General features: G+C 63.7%; 14 protein-coding genes. All 14 read right to left on the bottom strand.

Annotated elements, in window-relative coordinates:
• Nucleotides 1–35: 35 nt before the first annotated feature.
• A complete protein-coding gene (locus K675_RS0104075; RefSeq protein ID WP_017902235.1) occupies nt 36–770 on the bottom strand; it encodes a cephalosporin hydroxylase family protein in 735 nt (244 codons plus the stop codon).
• A gap of 21 nt (nt 771–791) precedes the next feature.
• The gene (locus K675_RS0104070; protein WP_017902234.1) at nt 792–1,862 is read right to left on the bottom strand and encodes a class I SAM-dependent methyltransferase; all 1,071 of its coding nucleotides are present in this window, start codon (nt 1,860–1,862) and stop codon (nt 792–794) included.
• Complete coding sequence (locus tag K675_RS0104065) at nt 1,852–2,709, bottom strand: NAD-dependent epimerase/dehydratase family protein (RefSeq protein ID WP_026144910.1); 858 nt, start codon at nt 2,707–2,709, stop codon at nt 1,852–1,854. The genes K675_RS0104070 and K675_RS0104065 overlap by 11 nt, the downstream gene beginning before the upstream one ends.
• Nucleotides 2,710–2,714: 5 nt before the next feature.
• Nucleotides 2,715–3,941, bottom strand: coding sequence for a class I SAM-dependent methyltransferase (locus K675_RS0104060; RefSeq protein WP_017902232.1), 1,227 nt, complete (start codon nt 3,939–3,941; stop codon nt 2,715–2,717).
• On the bottom strand, nt 3,938–4,498 hold the full coding sequence (locus K675_RS0104055; protein WP_017902231.1) for a dTDP-4-dehydrorhamnose 3,5-epimerase family protein: 561 nt from the start codon (nt 4,496–4,498) through the stop codon (nt 3,938–3,940). The genes K675_RS0104060 and K675_RS0104055 overlap by 4 nt, the downstream gene beginning before the upstream one ends.
• Nucleotides 4,495–5,577, bottom strand: coding sequence for a CDP-glucose 4,6-dehydratase (rfbG, locus tag K675_RS0104050; RefSeq protein ID WP_017902230.1), 1,083 nt, complete (start codon nt 5,575–5,577; stop codon nt 4,495–4,497). The genes K675_RS0104055 and rfbG overlap by 4 nt, the downstream gene beginning before the upstream one ends.
• Nucleotides 5,559–6,332 carry a glucose-1-phosphate cytidylyltransferase gene (gene rfbF, locus K675_RS0104045; RefSeq protein ID WP_017902229.1) on the bottom strand — a complete coding sequence of 258 codons (774 nt, stop codon included), beginning with the start codon at nt 6,330–6,332 and terminating at the stop codon, nt 5,559–5,561. Before rfbF ends, rfbG begins: the two co-directional genes overlap by 19 nt.
• 321 nt (nt 6,333–6,653) lie before the next feature.
• Nucleotides 6,654–10,241: a glycosyltransferase gene (locus K675_RS0104040; protein ID WP_017902228.1), complete on the bottom strand. Its 3,588-nt coding sequence runs from the start codon at nt 10,239–10,241 to the stop codon at nt 6,654–6,656.
• A 125-nt stretch (nt 10,242–10,366) separates the two neighbouring features.
• A complete protein-coding gene (locus tag K675_RS0104035) occupies nt 10,367–11,944 on the bottom strand; it encodes a flagellar hook-associated protein 3 (protein ID WP_017902227.1) in 1,578 nt (525 codons plus the stop codon).
• Nucleotides 11,945–11,957: 13 nt separating this feature from the next.
• Complete coding sequence (gene flgK / locus K675_RS0104030) at nt 11,958–14,018, bottom strand: flagellar hook-associated protein FlgK (protein ID WP_020481032.1); 2,061 nt, start codon at nt 14,016–14,018, stop codon at nt 11,958–11,960.
• A gap of 10 nt (nt 14,019–14,028) precedes the next feature.
• On the bottom strand, nt 14,029–15,327 hold the full coding sequence (gene flgJ / locus K675_RS0104025; protein WP_017902225.1) for a flagellar assembly peptidoglycan hydrolase FlgJ: 1,299 nt from the start codon (nt 15,325–15,327) through the stop codon (nt 14,029–14,031).
• A gap of 10 nt (nt 15,328–15,337) precedes the next feature.
• Complete coding sequence (locus K675_RS0104020) at nt 15,338–16,447, bottom strand: flagellar basal body P-ring protein FlgI (protein WP_017902224.1); 1,110 nt, start codon at nt 16,445–16,447, stop codon at nt 15,338–15,340.
• Nucleotides 16,448–16,459: 12 nt separating this feature from the next.
• The gene (gene flgH / locus K675_RS0104015) at nt 16,460–17,155 is read right to left on the bottom strand and encodes a flagellar basal body L-ring protein FlgH (RefSeq protein WP_026144908.1); all 696 of its coding nucleotides are present in this window, start codon (nt 17,153–17,155) and stop codon (nt 16,460–16,462) included.
• A 53-nt stretch (nt 17,156–17,208) separates the two neighbouring features.
• On the bottom strand, nt 17,209–17,457 hold a 249-nt coding region (locus K675_RS30375), incomplete at its 5' end, for a flagellar hook-basal body complex protein (RefSeq protein WP_037006285.1).

Genomic DNA, 17,457 nt, shown 5'->3' with positions numbered 1-17,457 from the left:
CGAATAGACCAATGAACTCAAGATGATGTGGCTACTCAGCGCACCCGACGCAGATAGCCGTCAGGTGCAACGGTGACCAGCAGCTTGTTCTCCAGCTGCTTGTCGATCTCGAAGTCCCGGTTCTCTTCCAGGTAGGCCCAGACCGCGGTCTTCGGGTTGTCACCCGGGCCCCATGGACGGTCCGGGAAGAACTCCGGCGGCATGTCCTCGACCACGGTGTCCATCACCACGCAATAGCTGCCGACCGACACCAGCGGCGCGTACAGGCGCAGCTCTTCCAGCACGTGCTCATGAGTGTGGTTCGAGTCCAGTACCAGGATCACCTTCTTGCCGGCGGCCGCGGCCCGTACCCGCTCGACCACCGCCAGGTCGATGCTCGACCCTTCGATCATGCTGATACGCTTGCTCATCGGATGGCTCTCGATCGCCTCGCGGTTGTGCGGACGGATGTCGCGATCGATACCCAGTACTTCGCCGTGGCCCTGCAACTCGAGCAGCGAAGCGTAGTAGATGATCGAGCCACCGTGGGCGATGCCGCATTCGATCACCAGATCCGGCTTGACCTGCCAGATGATCTCCTGCATTGCCATCATGTCCTGGGGCAGTTGAATGATCGGCCGGCCCATCCACGAGAAGTGGTAGCTGTACTTGTGCCTGGCGGATTCGTTGAAGAAGTCGCGGGCCAGCCCCTGGAGTTTTTCATCCTGGCCCTGGGCGGCGATTTCGGCCTTGCACTCGGCTTCGAAAGCTTGAATCGGGTTATTGCTCATGGGTTCGTTCTCGGCAAAGGTTCATTGAAAGGAGGCGCTGTCGACGGCGTGGTAGACGTAGCGTCCACCGGTCATGCGCTTGATTTCTTCGAGGTAATTGGAATTCATCACAAACAGGTTGGCGCCTTCGGGCAGTGCATCCATGGCCTCCCGCGGCGACGACACGCGCACACCGCTCAGGGGCAGGTAGCGCCCCTGCTTGGCCGGATTGATATCCACCACCTGATCCACCGCCACGCCTGCCCGCTGCAGGGCCAGCGAATAGATCACGCCCTTGGATGAGGCGCCCCAGATGCAGGAGCCCTGTTCGGGCGCCTCGCGGATAATCCGCACCGCCCTCTCCAGGCTGGCGCTGAAATCGTCCGGCAACTGCTGGCGATGCACCGGCTCGCTCGGCGTCGGACGCAGGCTGCCGAGATCGGCGACGATGTACAGGTATTGTCCGCCAAACAGGTGGCCGGCCTCGTGCACGGTACCGAAAAGGCGGCGCAGGTCCTCGAGGCGGAAGTAATTGACGTGCTCGTAGAACAGGTCGAACCAGGCACGATGCTCGACGATCCAGTCGAAGCACGGCACCTCGATGTAGATCTGCCCGCCCTGATTGGCCTCGGCCATCGCAGCGAGGAACGCCACCGGCTCGGCGATATGCTCCAGCACGTGCCGCAGCACCAGGGCATCGGCAGCCAAGCCCAGGCCGCGGGTGAAGGGCGCCTTGATCACTTCGGGGTTACTGCCCTCGTAGGCCGGGTCGATGCCGGTGATGGCATAGCCCAGGCCGCGCAGCAGCTCGAGGAAATAGCCTTTGCCACACCCCACTTCGATCAGGCTGCGGCCCTTGAAGTGCCGGGCAATGATGCCTTCCACATCGTTCAGGTGTCGCTGAAACTGCCCGGAGTGGGCCTGCTCGTTCTGATAGTCGCTGTCGTAGCTCAGCTTGTCGGCATCGAAGGCCTGGTTGAAAATCAGCCCGCTGACCTCGTCCTGCACCAGCACCATGTCGGCACTGGCCGAGGCCCTGGCCGAGGCCGCGTCGGCAAAGGTACGGTTCTGCAACACCGGCAGACCGCTTGCCCGATACAACTCATGCGCCATGTTCGACTCCCAGTAACTGTTGCAGCCGCTGCGCCACGCCCCAGAACGCCATGGGCTCGTGGTCGGGATAACCGTAGTGCCCCAGGTTCAGGGCGATCGACGCGTCGCGCTCGCGCAGGCGTTGTTCGACCAGGGTCCTGACCGCTATGGGCCGACCGCTGGAACAATTGACCACCCCGGAAAAATCTCGCTGCTCCACCAGCCGCGCCAGGTAACCGGCGGCTACCTCGATTGGCAGGTAATCACGCAACTGCTCGCCCGCCGACATGTCGAAACGCTCGGCGCCGGCATCGATGGCCCGGTCCAGGCTGGCCAGCAGGCTGTTGGGGTTCTGCCCCTCGCCATACAGGTAGAACAACCGGGCCCATTGCAGATTGAACGGCCGTTGCTGACGTAGCGTCTCCAGAAACAGCCGCAGGGTATTCTTCGCCAGACCGTAGGGGTTGCTCGGCTGCGGGAGCATCGTTTCGCTCAGCGGGCCGCTCTGCATGCCGTATTCGAAACAGGTTCCGGTGACCAGCACCTGGGACACGCCAGCCTCCACCGCCCGCTTGATGAAACGGTAGTCGGCGAACAGGTTGTGCTCGAAGTGAAACAGCGCCTGGTAGTTCGGCAGCCCCGGCCAGGCCAGGTGCGCCAGCACCTCGACGTCGGCGCTCAGGCGGGCCAGGTCGAGATCCTCGGCATGCACATCGGCAGCGATGAATTCGACGTCGTCGATCCATGGCAGGGCGCGTGCGGCCTGCGCATCGCGAGCTACCGCCCGGACCGAATACCCACGGGCCAGCAATGCCGTCACCAGATGGCGACCGACAAAACCGGTCGCCCCCGTCACCAGCACCTTCAGGCCGCTCACAGGACCGTCAACTCGGGCACGGCGACGACAAAGCGGCCGCCCCACTCACGCACCACCGCCTGCTGCTGGCTGACTTCCTGCAGCAGGTTCCACGGCAGCACCAACACATAGTCCGGTTTTTCGGCAGCGATGCACTGCGGCGAAACCACCGGAATCCGGCTGCCCGGCAGGAACTTGCCCTGCTTGTGCGGATTGGCGTCGGCGACCCAGGCCAGCAGGTCCGGGCGCACCCCGGCATAGTTGAGCAGCGTGTTGCCCTTGGCCGCCGCACCGTAACCCACCACCCGCTTGCCTTCGGACTTGGCCTTGAGCAGGAAGCGCAGCAGGTCGTGCTTGATGCGTTCGGCGGCGGGCGCCAGGGTGGCGTAGAACGCCGGGGTCTTGACCCCGGCGGCCAACTCGGCGTCCAGCAACTGGCGCAACACCGGCAATACATCGCGCCGCTCACCGTCAGCGCGCTGCACGAACACCCGCAGCGAGCCGCCGTGGGTCGACAGGCCGCCGACATCGAAAACTTCCAGGCCATTGCGCTCGCAGAGCGCCTGCACGGCAGTCAGCGACAGGTAGGAATAGTGTTCGTGATAGAGGGTGTCGAACTGATGCCCGGCCATCAGCGCCAGCAGGTGCGGGAACTCGAAGGTCGCCACGCCCGTGGGCTTGAGCAGGGTCGCGAAGCCCTGGAGGAAGTCATTGATGTCCGGCACATGGGCCAGCACATTGTTGGCCGCCATCAGGTCGGCGGCCCAGCCTTCCTCGCGCAACTGCCGGGCAGTCTCGCGGCCGAAGAACACCTCGCGGATCTCCAGGCCCTTGTCCCGTGCCGCCTGGGCAGTGCTGCGGGTCGGCTCGACGCCCAGGCAGGGAATGCCGCGACCGGCCACGTACTGCAGCAGATAGCCATCGTTGGCCGCCACTTCCACCACCCGGCTGTCACCGGTCAGGCCGAAGCGTTCGGTCATCTCGGCCACGTAGCGCTCGGCATGGGCCAGCCAGGTGCTGGAGAACGAACTGAAATAGGCATAGTCGGCGTCGAACAGTGTATCGGCGCGGGTGTAGTCCTCGGTCTGGACCAGCCAGCAGCTCTGGCACACCGCGACCTTCAGCGGTACCCAGGCCTCTGCCTGCTCCAGTTGATCGGCACGCAGGTAGGCGTTGGACGGCGGCGACGTGCCGAGATCGATCAACGGCAGGACCAGTGGGGTGCCGCAACCTCGGCAGTTCATAGACGCACTCCAGGAAAAGACGCATCGATCAGCGGATGGCTGGCATCCCTGGCCGACAGATTTTTGACAGCCTCGGGCCAGGTGATCGCCAGGCGCGGGTCGAGCACCGACAATCCGCCCTCACTCGCGGGCGTGTAGTCGGCACTGTGCAAGTACAGCAGTTCGGCATCGTCGCTCAGGGTCTGGAAGCCATGGGCGAAGCCGGCCGGCAGCAGCAGGCCGCGGCCATCGCCGGCACGCAGGTGCTCGGCATGCCACTGCAGGAAGGTCGGAGAGTCCGGCCGCAGGTCTACCGCGACGTCCCACACCTCGCCGCGCAGGCAGGTGATCAACTTGGCTTCCGGGGCCTGGGCATTCTGGTAATGCAGGCCGCGCACGCTGCCACGCTCACGGGTGCGGGAATGGTTGATCTGGCGGATGTGAAAAGGCTCGCCGAAGGCACTCAGGCTGCCTTCGCAGAAGAGCCTGGAGAAATGCCCGCGCTGATCGGAATGGCGTTTGTGCTGCACGTTGAACAGCCCCGCGAGGGGCAAGGCCTGAATCAGGAACTCGCTCACAGCGCCCCCCGATAGAGGTCCAACTGGGCCAGGGTCAGCGCGCGCATGTCGGCGCCGCCCTGCCAGGCCAGATGCCAGTCCAGGGTCTGCTCCAGGCATTGCTGCAACGACCAGCGTGGTTGCCAGCCGAGCAGTTGCCGCGCGCGGCTGCTGTCCAGGCGCAACAGCCCGGCCTCGTGCAGTTCGCTCGGTTCGACCCGCAACCCGGGAGCCTGTGGCCAGCGTCCGGCCAGTCGTGCAACCACATCGCCAACGCTGCACATGTCGTCCTCGCCCGGTCCGAAGTTCCACGCACCGGCCAGGTCCGGCCCGCGTTCATACAACGCAGCGGCCAATTGCAGGTAGCCGGCCAGCGGCTCCAGCGCATGCTGCCAGGGCCGTACGGCCTGGGGATAACGCAGGGTCACCGGCTCGCCCGCCGACCAGGCGCGCAGCACGTCGGGAATCAGCCGCTCCGGCGAGAAGTCGCCGCCGCCGAGCACGTTGCCGGCCCGCGCGGTCGCCACCGCCAAACCGTGCACGTCGTAGCGCCCGGGTGGGAAAAAGGACGCCACGTAGGACTGCGCCAACAGCTCGCAACAGGCCTTGCTGCTGCTGTAGGGGTCATGACCGCCGAGGGCTTCGTTCTCGCGATAGGGCCAGGCCCATTCCTGATTGGCGTAGACCTTGTCGGTGGTGACCAGCACACAGGCGCTCACGCCGCCGACCTGGCGAATCGCCTCGAGCAGGTTGAGCGTGCCCATGACGTTGCTCGAGTAGGTGCCGAGCGGATCGCGATAGGCTTCGCGCACCAGCGGCTGGGCGGCCAGGTGCAGGACGATTTCCGGTTCGGTTTCGGCAATCAGTTCCAGCAGTGCGCCGAGGTCGCGCAGGTCACCGCGGCGATCGTCCATGCCCTCGCCGACCCGCGCCAGGTCGAACAGGTTCGGTTCGGTCGCCGGCGCCAGGGCGAAACCGCTGACCTGGGCCCCCAGGCTCTGCAGCCACAGGGCCAGCCAACTGCCCTTGAAACCGGTGTGGCCGGTCAGCAGGACCCGCTTGCCGTTCCAAAACGTCCGGCTCAGTCCCACTGCTTCCATGGGGCCTCCCCGCTCTGCCAGAGCTGTTCCAGATGATTCTTGTCGCGCAGGGTGTCCATCGGGTGCCAGAAGCCGTCATGCTGGAAGGCATTCAACTGGCCATCGGCGGCCAGGCCCATCAGCGGCTCGGCCTCCCAGACCGTGGAGTCACCGTTGATCAGTGGCAGGACCTTGGGCGACAGGACAAAGAAGCCACCATTGATCCAGCCGCCGTCGCCACGGGGCTTCTCGATGAAGCCGCGGACCATGTCGCCATCGCGCTCCAGGGCGCCATAGCGGCCAGGCGGTTGTACGGCGGTGACCGTCGCCAGCTTGCCGCTGGCCCGGTGGAAATTCACCAACGCACCGATATCGAGGTCCGAGACACCGTCACCGTAGGTGAAGCAGAAGGCCTCCTCGTCCTGCAGGTAGCGACCGGCACGACGCAGGCGGCCACCGGTCATGGTTTCCTCGCCGGTGTCGATCAAGGTCACGCGCCATGGCTCGCTGTAGTTCTGGTGAACGTCCATGCGGTTGTTGCACATGTCGAAGGTGACGTCGGAGGTGTGTAGGAAATAGTTGGCGAAGAAGTCTTTGATGGCGTAGCCCTTATACCCCAGGCAGATCACGAAATCGTGGATGCCGTGGGCCGAGTACTGCTTCATGATGTGCCAGAGAATTGGCTTGCCACCGATCTCGATCATCGGCTTGGGCTTGAGGTGCGACTCCTCGCTGATCCGCGTACCCAGACCGCCCGCCAGAATTACTGCCTTCATCAACGTCCCCTTCTTACTTAAGCACAGGACCAGCTCGGGCCCTGTGGGACTTCCCAGACTGCCGGGTCAAATCGCAAGCAATAGCTCAAGGCCGGCAGGCCCTGGCGCCAAGTGCACGATTTATGGCGATATGAAGGGGGGCTTGCAGGAAACGCGCCAGCTCACCGGACTCGTGGGGGGGCGGTTTGTTCGCGATGGTGGCGGCAACGCCACACTGCAGGAGCCAGGCTCGCCCGCGCGGCCGTCAGCGGCCCCGAGGCCCCTGGCAGGCAAGCCTTGCTCCTACAGAAATGGTGGTCAGCCGTCCAGAGCACGGCAGACTCAATCGGCCAGCCAGCCCTGCTCCCAGTAGCGGACGTTATCGCCGCGCAACATGTAGTCGCGCAGGACGGTTTCGCGCAATTCATCACCCATGCGGTAACTGGCATCGGGATCGGCCAGGTGCATGCGAATGGCCTGTATCCATTCGTCGGTGGTGTTGGTCCGGATCCGCGTGCACGGCAGGTAGCCGGCATAGGCCTTGGTATCGGTGCAGATCACCGGATAACCGCAGGCTCCATACTCCAGCAGGCGCAGGTTGCTCTTGCAGTCGTTGAAAATGTGGAATTCCAACGGAGCCAGCGCCAGGTCAAGGTTCAGGCTCGCCAGCTTCGCCGGGTAGTCCTTGAGATCGATCACCCCATGAAACTGATGCATGTACGGCCGCAGTTCCTCCGGGCACATGCCGAAAAACACCCAGTCCACCTCGTTGGCCAGTTCGCGCACCACATCGGCGATGACCGCCAGATCGCCCGCGTGACTGGTACCACCACCCCATCCCACCCGCGGTTTCTTCGTGGTCCGGCGCTGGCTCTGCAGGCCGCTCCACATGTGCGGCGCCAACATGTTCGGTACCACGCGGATATCCTGGTGCATCGATGACAGCGCATCGGCCAGTGGCTGGGTCGACACCACCACCCGGTCGCACAGGCTGATCCCGCGACGAATCAGACGCTCCATCTCATCCCGTTGCGGCAGGTTGCGGATATGACCGTTCTTGCGCGGCGGGTCTATGACGTAATCATCGAGTTCATAGATGCGTCGCGCGTTGCTGTAGCTCATCAGGACCGCGATTTCCTCAATCGGCTGTGCCGTGTAGCGCCCCTGCTGGACAATAACGTCAGGCGACTGTCGCTCGACCTCGATGATCGACGGCAGGTTGTAGTAGGTACGGCCGATCGCCCGCCCAGAAGCTTCCAACTCGATCAATGGCTGGGTCATCCGGTAATGGCCGACGGCCGAGGCATTGATCGGCAGCACCATGATCTTCGGCAGGTGAGGCGCGGAGAATGGACTCCAGCCTTCACGCAGACCCGGTTCGAGGCTGAAGCTCGGACCGTTGAGACCATCCAGCGTCAGGCTCGGGTTGTAGGCCGGGTCACGGGCAATGATCGGCAACCAGCGCTGGTAGAAACTCTTCTCCTCGGCCTGGCGCCGGACCTTCTGCCCGGCTTCGAGCGTCGCCTCGGGTACGGCCCCCAAGGCCAATTGCGCGAATGGCGTCCAGACCACCAGGTGATTGCTCTGACCGACCCGCAGACAGAAATCCACCTCGTTGAGCGTCTGAGCGAAGCTCTCCTCGTCCAGACCGCCAAGGCTGTCGAACAGCGACTTGCGTACCAGCATGCAATCGGCCCCGACCGCGCTGAAATCCTGCACCGCCTGCAGCCGATGCATGTAACCGGTCGCCTGCATCACTTCACCGTAGAACGGCAGACCGGCCGGCCCGCGCAGGCCGAGAACCACTCCAGCGTGCAGCACCCGGCCTTCCGGGCTGAACAGTTTGGCGCCCACCACGCCAACCTCCGGACGCTGAGCCTGGGCCAGCATTTCGTCCAGCCACTGGGCATTGGTAATCACGACATAGGGGTTGAGCAGCAGCAGATACTCACCACGCGCCTGCTGCGCGGCGAAGTTGCGCAGCGCCGCGGGATTGCCCTGCTGCGGATATGACAACACCCTCAGGCGCTCACTCCCCAACTGGGCCATGTTATCGAACCAGGCCCTGGCGCCAGCACTTTCACTGCCATTGTCCACCAGCAACAACTCGTAATCGGCATAGGCCGTACGTTCCAGCAAGGTATCGATACAGCGCTGCAGGGCGGCGCACTGATCCTTGCTGGCCAGGATGATCGACACCAGCGGACGACCGGCGTGAAGGTATTCGATACGCGTGAGCGGCGAGCCGTCCCCCGGATGGATCTGGTGGGCAATGCCCAGACGACTGAGGTGCGCCCCGGTCACCTGCGGCGCAAGCGCCAGCACCTCTGGCGAGGACAACCACTTGGCCAGCGAGAAGAGCGACTCCACCTGGATCTCGGCGATATGTTCCACGGCCCGGGTACCATCGCTTTCGACCATGCGCCAGAGCAAATCGTGGGGTGCCATCTCCCCCCTGACAAGGTCGAACCCATCCAGCTCGACGAAACCCTTGCGCTGGAAAGCCAACGCACGGCCAACGTAGGGATAGCTGCGCATCAGGTCGAGGTTGAAGTCCGGCTTGAATACCGGATCGGCGGACTCGCCATCACGCAAGGCCCCCTCATCACTGTAAACGCAACGAATCGCCGGCGAGACCAGGATGCGCTCGGCCAGCACCAGCAGAGCCGGCTCACGCAGGCGATCGCCGGATCGCAGCAGATAGAACCAGTCGGCACCCTCCAGTTGCGCCAGCAAGCCGTTCAACTGCTCGCGCCAGTCATCCGCCAGCGGCAGACGGAACACTTTGCCATCGAGGCTGGCCTCGGTACAGGCACTGGACAGCACCAGCGTCAATTCCGGCGCGTAAAGCTGCTCCTCGATACTGCGCAGAGTGACGCCAAGGCTCGCGCTACCGCCCTGCTCATCGATCACCACGGGCACGATCTTCGGCTGCCAAGCCCAGCCCGCGAGCGTATCGGGCAGCAACTTTTTCTGTGGCTCGGGCAGGGTCCGGCAAGCCAGCCATTCGGTATACAACTGGGTGAAACTTTCACTGGCAATACCGACGCGCCAGGGCTGGGTGGTCTGCTTGTTGCCCAGGGTACGACTCAGCGGCAACTCATCCCACTCGCGCGGCAGGCCGGCGGCATTGGCCAACGGCAGGTAACGCACCCAGCCGGGGGCAGGGGCCGACTCGCCGCCGCGCGCCTTGAGCATCTGCACCAGCCATTCCATTTCCGTGGCAGCGGCATCCTTCATCGCCTGCTGACGATTCATGCGCTCGGGGTACAGACGCTCGATGCTCAACACATTGTTCAACATCGCCAGGGTGCCGCGACGGAACAGGCAGATGTACAAGGCCAGGTCGAGGGACGCGACAAAGCAGTGACCCGGCTGGGTCAGCGCCGGCAACAACTCGACCAGATCCGTGCGCCGGAACATCGCGCAGGTCAGGCCGCCGAAGAAGTTCACCGGGAAATTTTCGCAGATGGCCAACAGGTCTTCGCCCTTGAACAGGCCGGAAGCCGGCGACAGCGCGGTGTTTTCCAGACGCGATGGCAACTGCAGACCGTCGGCGTCCCAGAACAGACGTTGCGCGAGCACCAGATTGACATCCGGCTGCTCAAGGAACACCTGGACCTGCTGCGCCAGAATATCGGACAGCAACTGGTCGTCTTCCATGAGAAACTTGACGTACTCGCCCCGTGCTTGCGCCAGGCAGGCATGCAGGTTGCCGATATAGCCCAGCGACTGCGGGTTGCGCACGTAGCGCACGGCCTTGCCCGCACTCTCGCTCAGTTCCACAACCGCCTGCCCGATCTCGTCGCCGCGGCTGTCGTCGCAGACGATGATCTCGAAATTGCCATAAGCCTGAGTCAGCGCCCCACTGAGGGCCCTGGAGAAGAACCGCGGGTTGGAGGCGGGAATGACGACACTGACAAGCGGCATAGGGTTCACGGCAGGACTCTCGAGCGGAGGATGCCCTTCCGGCCGGAAGGGCCCCTGAGGCCGCTGCACGCAGCGGCTGGAAGACGATACTGGACGACAAGGGGGCGCGAGCGCGCCCGCCATCTTCAGATCTTGTTGAACAGGCCCAGTTGACTGACCTTGCTGAAGGCCAGTTGGGCGGCCTGCAGCATGGTCTGCTGCAGGGTCAGGCGGGTCATCACTTCAGCGGGGTCGGAATCACGGATCGCCTGCTGGCTGCTGGTGTTGGCCAGGGTCAGGCTTTCATTGGTGGCCGCCTGGTTATCCAGTGCCGCTCCACGCGAACCGACGGTGGTGCGTGCCGAGCTGACCTGTTCGAACGCACTGTCAATGTTGCTGATCCCCGCGTTCATCGTCGCCAACTGCTTCTGCTGGGCAGCCGGATTGCCATCTACCGAGGTATTCAGCGCATTGATCATCGATGACAGGGTGTCGAGGATGTTCTGGGTCTGGTGATTGTTGGACTGGACCATGAACTGGTCGCCCGCCGAGGCCGCACCACTGAAGGTGAAGGTCACGCCGGCCGCGGTGATGGTCTGTGCCGCCGGTGGCGCAGCCATGGTCCCCGAGGAGATCGGCTGGCTGGTCGAGCTGATTGGCGTGGCATACACGTCATAGGCCCCGCCGGCACCAAACCTGATGGTCGCACCGCCGTTGGGGAAGGTGCTGGTGTAGGCCGTCTGGTTGGTGGTGGTCGCCCCGGTGATCACCGTGGTCGACGGGTTGCCCGCACTGCGGGTGGTGTTGAAGGTGTCCGGCTGCGCGCTCAGGGTGAAGGTATGCCCGGCAATGACCGTATCCGCCACATCACCCGACTTCAGGTTGATATTCAGGTTCAGGTCGATGCCACGGAAGTTCACCGTCTGGTTGGCACCGTTGCTGTTGCTGACCACACCGTTCTGGGTGGCTTCCGAGGTCACATCGTTGCCGGCCCCGTCAGTGATCTTCAACTGCGTGCTGCTGAGGAACGTCACGGTGTACGGCTGGCCGGCGGTGAACTTGGAATCATAGGTGGCGCTGTTGCTGACCAGACCGTTGGACAGGCTCACACGACCATCATCGACCGCTGGCGAGGTCATGGTGACACTGGTGCGCGCGGTGTTGATCGACTGCTGGAACGCTTCCCAGCCGGTGATGTTGGTGCCCAGCGACAGGTTGTCACCCACCTGCAGGCTCAAGGTGGACTGGTCGCCGTTGTAGCTGTAGGTGCCATCGGCGTTGGCGGTGTAAGGCGCGGCGCTGGTCTTCGAACCGGCGAACAGGTAGTTGCCGTCGGAGTCCTGGCTGTTCATCAGGCCGAGGATGGTCTCCTGCAGTTGACTCAGTTCCTGGGCCACCGCCTTGCGATCGGTGTCGGTCTTGGTACCGTTGTTGGCCGACAGGGCCAGCTCGCGCGCGCGCTGCATCGCGTCCTGGATCGACTGCAGCGCGGTTTCGCTCTGACTGTACTGGGTCTTCAGCGAGTTGGAGTTGGTGGTGTACTGCACCAGCGCAGCGCTCTGCTGCCCCAACTGCAACAGGCGTGCGGCGCCGACCGGATCGTCGGCGGCGGTGTTGACCTTGGTCAGGCTGCTCGCTTCTGCAGCGCTCTTGAGCAGGCCGTCGTAGCCGCGCTGATAGTTGGCGGCGGTCGTTTCGTAATACTGGGCGGTGGAAATGCGCATGAATTACGACTCCTTAAAGACTGTTGATCAGCACGCTGAAGGTTTCCTGGGCCGCCTTGATGATCTGCGAAGAGGCGGTGTAGTACTGCTGGTACTTGACCAGGTTGCCGGTTTCCTCGTCGAGGTTGACCCCCGACAGCGAGTCCCGGGCGCCTTTGGCGGTAGTCAGCACGGTGGTGGTCGCATCGCTGTCGGACTTGGCCTGGGCGGCCTTGGTGCCGACGTTGGAGATCAACTTGCCATAGGCATCCGACAGGCTGATACCCTGGCTGGCGGTGCCGGTGTCGACTGTCTTGCTGGTCTGCAGAGCGATCAGGGCTGCGCTGTTGCGGTTGTCCGAGGAAGCGGCGCCGGTCATCGAGATGGTATAGCTCTCGCCGGCCTTCGGGTTGCCGCCCACGGTGGTCTGCACGGTGAAGGTCTTCTGCACCGCCGGGGTGACGGTGTTGTCCATCACCGGGTTGCCCGAGGCATCGACCATGTTGATCTTCAGGTTCAGGGTGTTGCCCTGGCCCGGCACGATGGTGCCGGTGCCCATGACGTTGCCCTTGGCATCGGTCAGGGTGTAGCCCTGGGTGCCGGCGGCGGCGCCGGTACCGGCGGCGTCGAACACCAGTTTGACCGGCGTGCCGTACTTGATGGCGTCCTGCAGTTGCGCGTTGTTGGTCGCATTGGAGGTGCCCAACTGATCGACCAGCACCGGCTGGGTGTAGGTACCGCCGTTGTTGGCACTGGTCACACCGGTCAGTGGCGCCGCGGCAGCGATGCTCTTGGAGTCGCTCATCACCATCTGGATATCGCTGGCGCCACTGCGCGTCGGCGTGACCTTGAAGCTGTCGCCGGCGGTCATCGCCGTGGCGCTGTTCGGGCTCAGGGTAAAGCCGTCGATCACCGGTGCCGGCGTGGTCGTGGTGCTGAAGGTGCCCATGCTGGTACCGTCGGAACGCTTGACGGTGTAGTCGGTACCACTGGTGAAGGTCACCTGGTAGTCATAGGTGGTCAGCGCGCCGGTGTTGCTGATATTGACGTTCAGGTTGCCGGAAGCCGGGTTGTTGGTCGACTTGGCGATGCTGCGCTGGCTGACCAGCGCGGCGCTGTTGATATCGTTGAAGATCGCCGCGCCGAAGTTGCCGTTCTTGTCGATGCCCTGGGCGTTCTGCTTGTTCATCTGGTCGGCGAGGACCATGGCCACGCGCCCCAGCTCGTTGAGCGAAGGGTTCAGCACCTCGGTGCGATAGCGCAGCAGGCCGCCGATCTCGCCACCACTCACCGTGTCGGTGATGTCGATGGTGCTGGAGGCACGCTCCAGCTGCAGCGAGTAGCGGCTCGGGTCATCCTTGCTCGGTACGGTCGACAGGGTGTTGGTGGAGTTGCCCATGACCAGCGGCTGGCCATTGGCCAGGTACACATCATAGTTGGAGCCGCGCTCGGTCACCGAGGTGCCGACCAGTTCGGACAACTGGCGCACGGCCTCGTTGCGCCTGTCCATCAGGTCGTTGGGTGCGCCGGCGGACGGGGAAATCCTGGTGATCTGCTCGTTGAGCTGGGCAATGCTGGTCGCCAGCTTGTTCACCTGGTCGGCCATGTCCGCCAGGTTGGTGTTGATCCCGGTGTTCTGGTCGTTGAGCTGTTTGGCGATGGAGTTGAAGCGATCGCTCAGGGCCTTGGCACTGCTCAGGGTGTTCTGCCGGGCAGCATCGTCGGTCGGCTTGGTCGAGACGGCCTGCAGGGATGTGAAGAAGCTCTGCAGGGACGCGGTCATGCCGGTGTTGGTGTCGGACAGCATCGAGTCGGTCGGCGTGACCTGGGCCAGGTAGGACGAGGCGTCGCTGTTGAGCGAGGTCGCGGTATGCAACTGCGATTCCAGGTAGGAACTGTAGACCCGGCGCACGTCCGCCAGGGTGGTACCGGTGCCGATGAAAACGTTGCCGTAACGCTGCGAGGCTGCGGTGGTCTGCACGGTTTGCTGGCGCGAATAACCGGCCGTGTCGACGTTGGCTATGTTGTTACCCGTAGTCGTCAGGGCCGAGCTGGCAGCGTTCAACCCCGTCATCCCGATATTGAGCAAACTCATGATTCAGACCTTATAAATTCGTGGAAGCGCCCGTCACCGCAGCGTAGTTCTGGTAGCTCTTCATCTGTTTTGCTATTTGCGTGATCTTGCTGGCGTAGTCCGGATCGGTTGCATAACCGGCCTTCTGCAGCTCACGCACAAACTGTTCTGGTTTATCGGCCGACTTCAGCACATCTTGATAGCGACTGTTGCTTTGCAGCAGGGTCACCAGGTCATGGAAGCTGTCCTGATAGGACGCATAGGAACGGAAGTCCGCTGTTTCCTTGACCATCTGCCCATCGCGGAATTCACTGGTAATGGCCCGCGCCTGCGGTCCCCGCCAACTGCTGCCGGTCTTGATGCCGAACAGGTTGTGGCTGCTGCTGCCATCCTGCTGACGCATGACCGACTTGCCCCAACCGGTTTCCAGCGCGGCCTGGGCCACCAGGTAGCGTGGGTCGACCCCGATGCGCTTGGCGGCCTGCTCGGCCATCGGCAGCATGGTGGCGACGAATTCGTCAGGCGAGCCGAAGGCGCGCTTGGCCGGCGCCAATGGCGGCTGGGCCACGGCACGACCGTAGATCTGCATGCGTGCCGCCGGCACGGCGATGCTGCGGGTCGCCATACTGTCGCTCTTGAGCACCGCATCGGCGGCGGCAGTGGTGCGCTCCGGCACGGCGTAGCCGGCTGCCGCGACCTGGCCGGCATCGGCGGACGGCACCAGGCCGGCCAACAGCCGGTCGGTGAGCTTGCTCGGCAGCGCCAGGCGCCGGGCATTGAGCTTGGCCACGTCGTTGCGCAGAGTGCCATCGGCGGCATTGCCGTGGGCAACCCGCGAGGCCCACAAGGCGTGCTGACCGTTGGAACGGGTAAAAGGCGAGCCCGGCGTCGAAGTGACGGTACCGGCGGCGATCGGCGTTTCGACCGGTGCGGCAGGCGCATCGGTCGTGCCTGCCGGTGGTCCGACCGTCAAGCCGCTGTCGGATGGCCGGGTGTGCTTTTCCTTCGACATCTGGCGCATCAGCACATCCGCCAGGCCGATGCCACCACCCTGACGGGACATGGTCACCGCCAACTGCTGGTCATACATTTCCTGGTACTGCTTGGCCGTCGGGGTGTTGAGCGGGTTGTCCTGACCCAGCACTTCGGTGGCCGAACGCATCGACTTGAGCATCTGACTGAGGAACAGCGATTCGAACTCCTGAGCGACCTTGCGCAGGTTGCCATCGCTGGTGCGATCGCCGACCTTCAGATTGTTCAGGCGATTGAGGTCGCTGTACGCCCCCGAATCGCTGACATTGACGATGCCGCTGTTGCGAATATCAACCATGGAACCGGCCTCAGATCACGATCAGGTCGGCCTGCAACGCGCCGGCCTGTTTCAATGCTTCGAGAATCGCCATCAGGTCGCCTGGCGCCGCGCCCACCTGGTTCACCGCACGGACGATTTCGTCCAGGGTGGTCCCCGGGCCGAACTTGAACATCGGCTTGGCTTCCTGCTGGGCATTGACCCGCGAGCGCGGCACGACCGCCGTGGTGCCGTTGGACAGCGGCCCCGGCTGGCTGACGATCGGATCTTCGGTGATGGTCACCGTCAGGCTGCCGTGGGTCACTGCCGCCGGCGAAACCTTGACGTTCTGACCGATCACGATGGTGCCGGTACGCGAGTTGATGATGACCTTGGCCACCGCCTGGCCCGGATCGACCTCGAGGTTTTCCAGAATCGAGATGTAGTCGACACGCTGGCTCGGATCCAATGGCGCGGTGACCCGCACCGAACCACCGTCGATGGCCTGGGCCACGCCAGGGCCGAGCATGTCGTTGACCTTGTCGACGATGCGCTTGGCCGTGGTGAAGTCGGAACGGTTGAGGTTCAGGGTCAGGCTGTTGCCCTGGTTGAAACCGCTCGGCACCGCGCGCTCGACGGATGCACCACCGGGAATCCGACCGGCCGACGGAACGTTGACGGTGATCTTCGAGCCGTCACGACCCTCGGCATCGAAGCCGCCCACCACCAGGTTGCCCTGGGCGATGGCGTAGACGTTGCCGTCGATACCCTTCAACGGCGTCAGCAGCAGGGTGCCGCCACGCAGGCTCTTGGCGTTACCGATGGAGGACACGGTGATATCGACCACCTGCCCCGGCTTGGCGAACGCCGGCAGATCGGCACTGACCGAGACCGCCGCGACGTTCTTCAACTGCACGCTGCCGGAGTTGGCAGGCACCTTGATGCCGAACTGCGACAGCATGTTGTTGAAGGTCTGCAGGGTGAACGGGGTCTGGGTGGTCTGGTCACCCGTACCGTTCAGACCGACCACCAGACCGTAGCCGATCAACTGGTTGGAACGCACGCCGGAGATGCTGGCGATGTCCTTCAACCGTTCGGCCTGGACACTGAGGGCGGTCGACATCAGCAGCACGGCCGCCATCAGATGCTTGAAGTTGAACATGATCGTCGGCACCTAGAAAGGCCAGAGTGGGCTGAGGAAGAAACGATCGAACCAGCCCGGCTGACTCGTATCGGCAAAGGAGCCGGTACCCGAATAGGTGATGCGCGCATCGGCCACGCGGGTGGACGGTACGGTGTTGTCGGTGGCGATGTCGTCGGCCCGGACCAGGCCGGCGATCCGCACCAGCTCGTCGCCGGTATTGAGGGTCAGCCACTTCTCGCCACGAACCGCGATGATACCGTTGGGCAGCACATCCGCGACGGTGACGGTGATCGAACCGGTCAGGCTGTTGCTCTGACCGGCCTTGGACGTGCCGTCGGTGGCGCGGTTGCCGCTGTAGCCGGCGTTCAGGGTGAGGTCACCGCTGCCCAGCGGGTTGTTGGTATTCGGCACACTGCCAAACAGCGACGTCAGGCCCAGGCTGTTGGAGCTTTTCTTCGACAGGTTGGAGTTGGCGTTCTTGCTGGCCTGGGTGGCTTCGTTCAGGGTGATGGTGATGATGTCACCGACCCGGAACGCCTTGCGGTCGCCATACAGGTTCTGTTCGAAACCGGCCTGGTAGATCGAGCCGTTGTTCGCCGCGGCAGGCAGCGGGGTACGCGGCAACACCGGTGCATAGTACGGGTCATTGGGCTTGGGCGGTGGGCTCACGCACCCTGCCAGCGCAGCAATCCCACTCAGCGCGAGAATAGAAAACAACCGATTCATGACCCTTACCTCACGGTGTTGCCGGCGACCCCGAGGCCGCCATATAGACTTGATTACAGATTCTGCGCGACGAACGAAAGCATCTGGTCGGCGGTGGAGATCACCTTGGAGTTCATTTCGTAGGCACGCTGGGTGGTGATCATGTTGACCATCTCCTCCACGGTGCTGACGTTGGAGGTTTCCAGGGTGCTCTGCTCGGTGGTGCCGAAACCGTTCAGGCCTGGCGTGCTGACCTGCGGCGCGCCGCTGGCGGCGGTTTCCAGGAACAGGTTGCCACCGATGGCCTGCAGGCCGGCCGGGTT

The organism is Pseudomonas fuscovaginae SE-1, from assembly GCF_000364705.1.
In the GTDB taxonomy this organism is placed as follows: Bacteria; Pseudomonadota; Gammaproteobacteria; order Pseudomonadales; family Pseudomonadaceae; genus Aquipseudomonas; species Aquipseudomonas fuscovaginae_A.
This window is presented reverse-complemented; position numbering and strand designations above follow the sequence as displayed.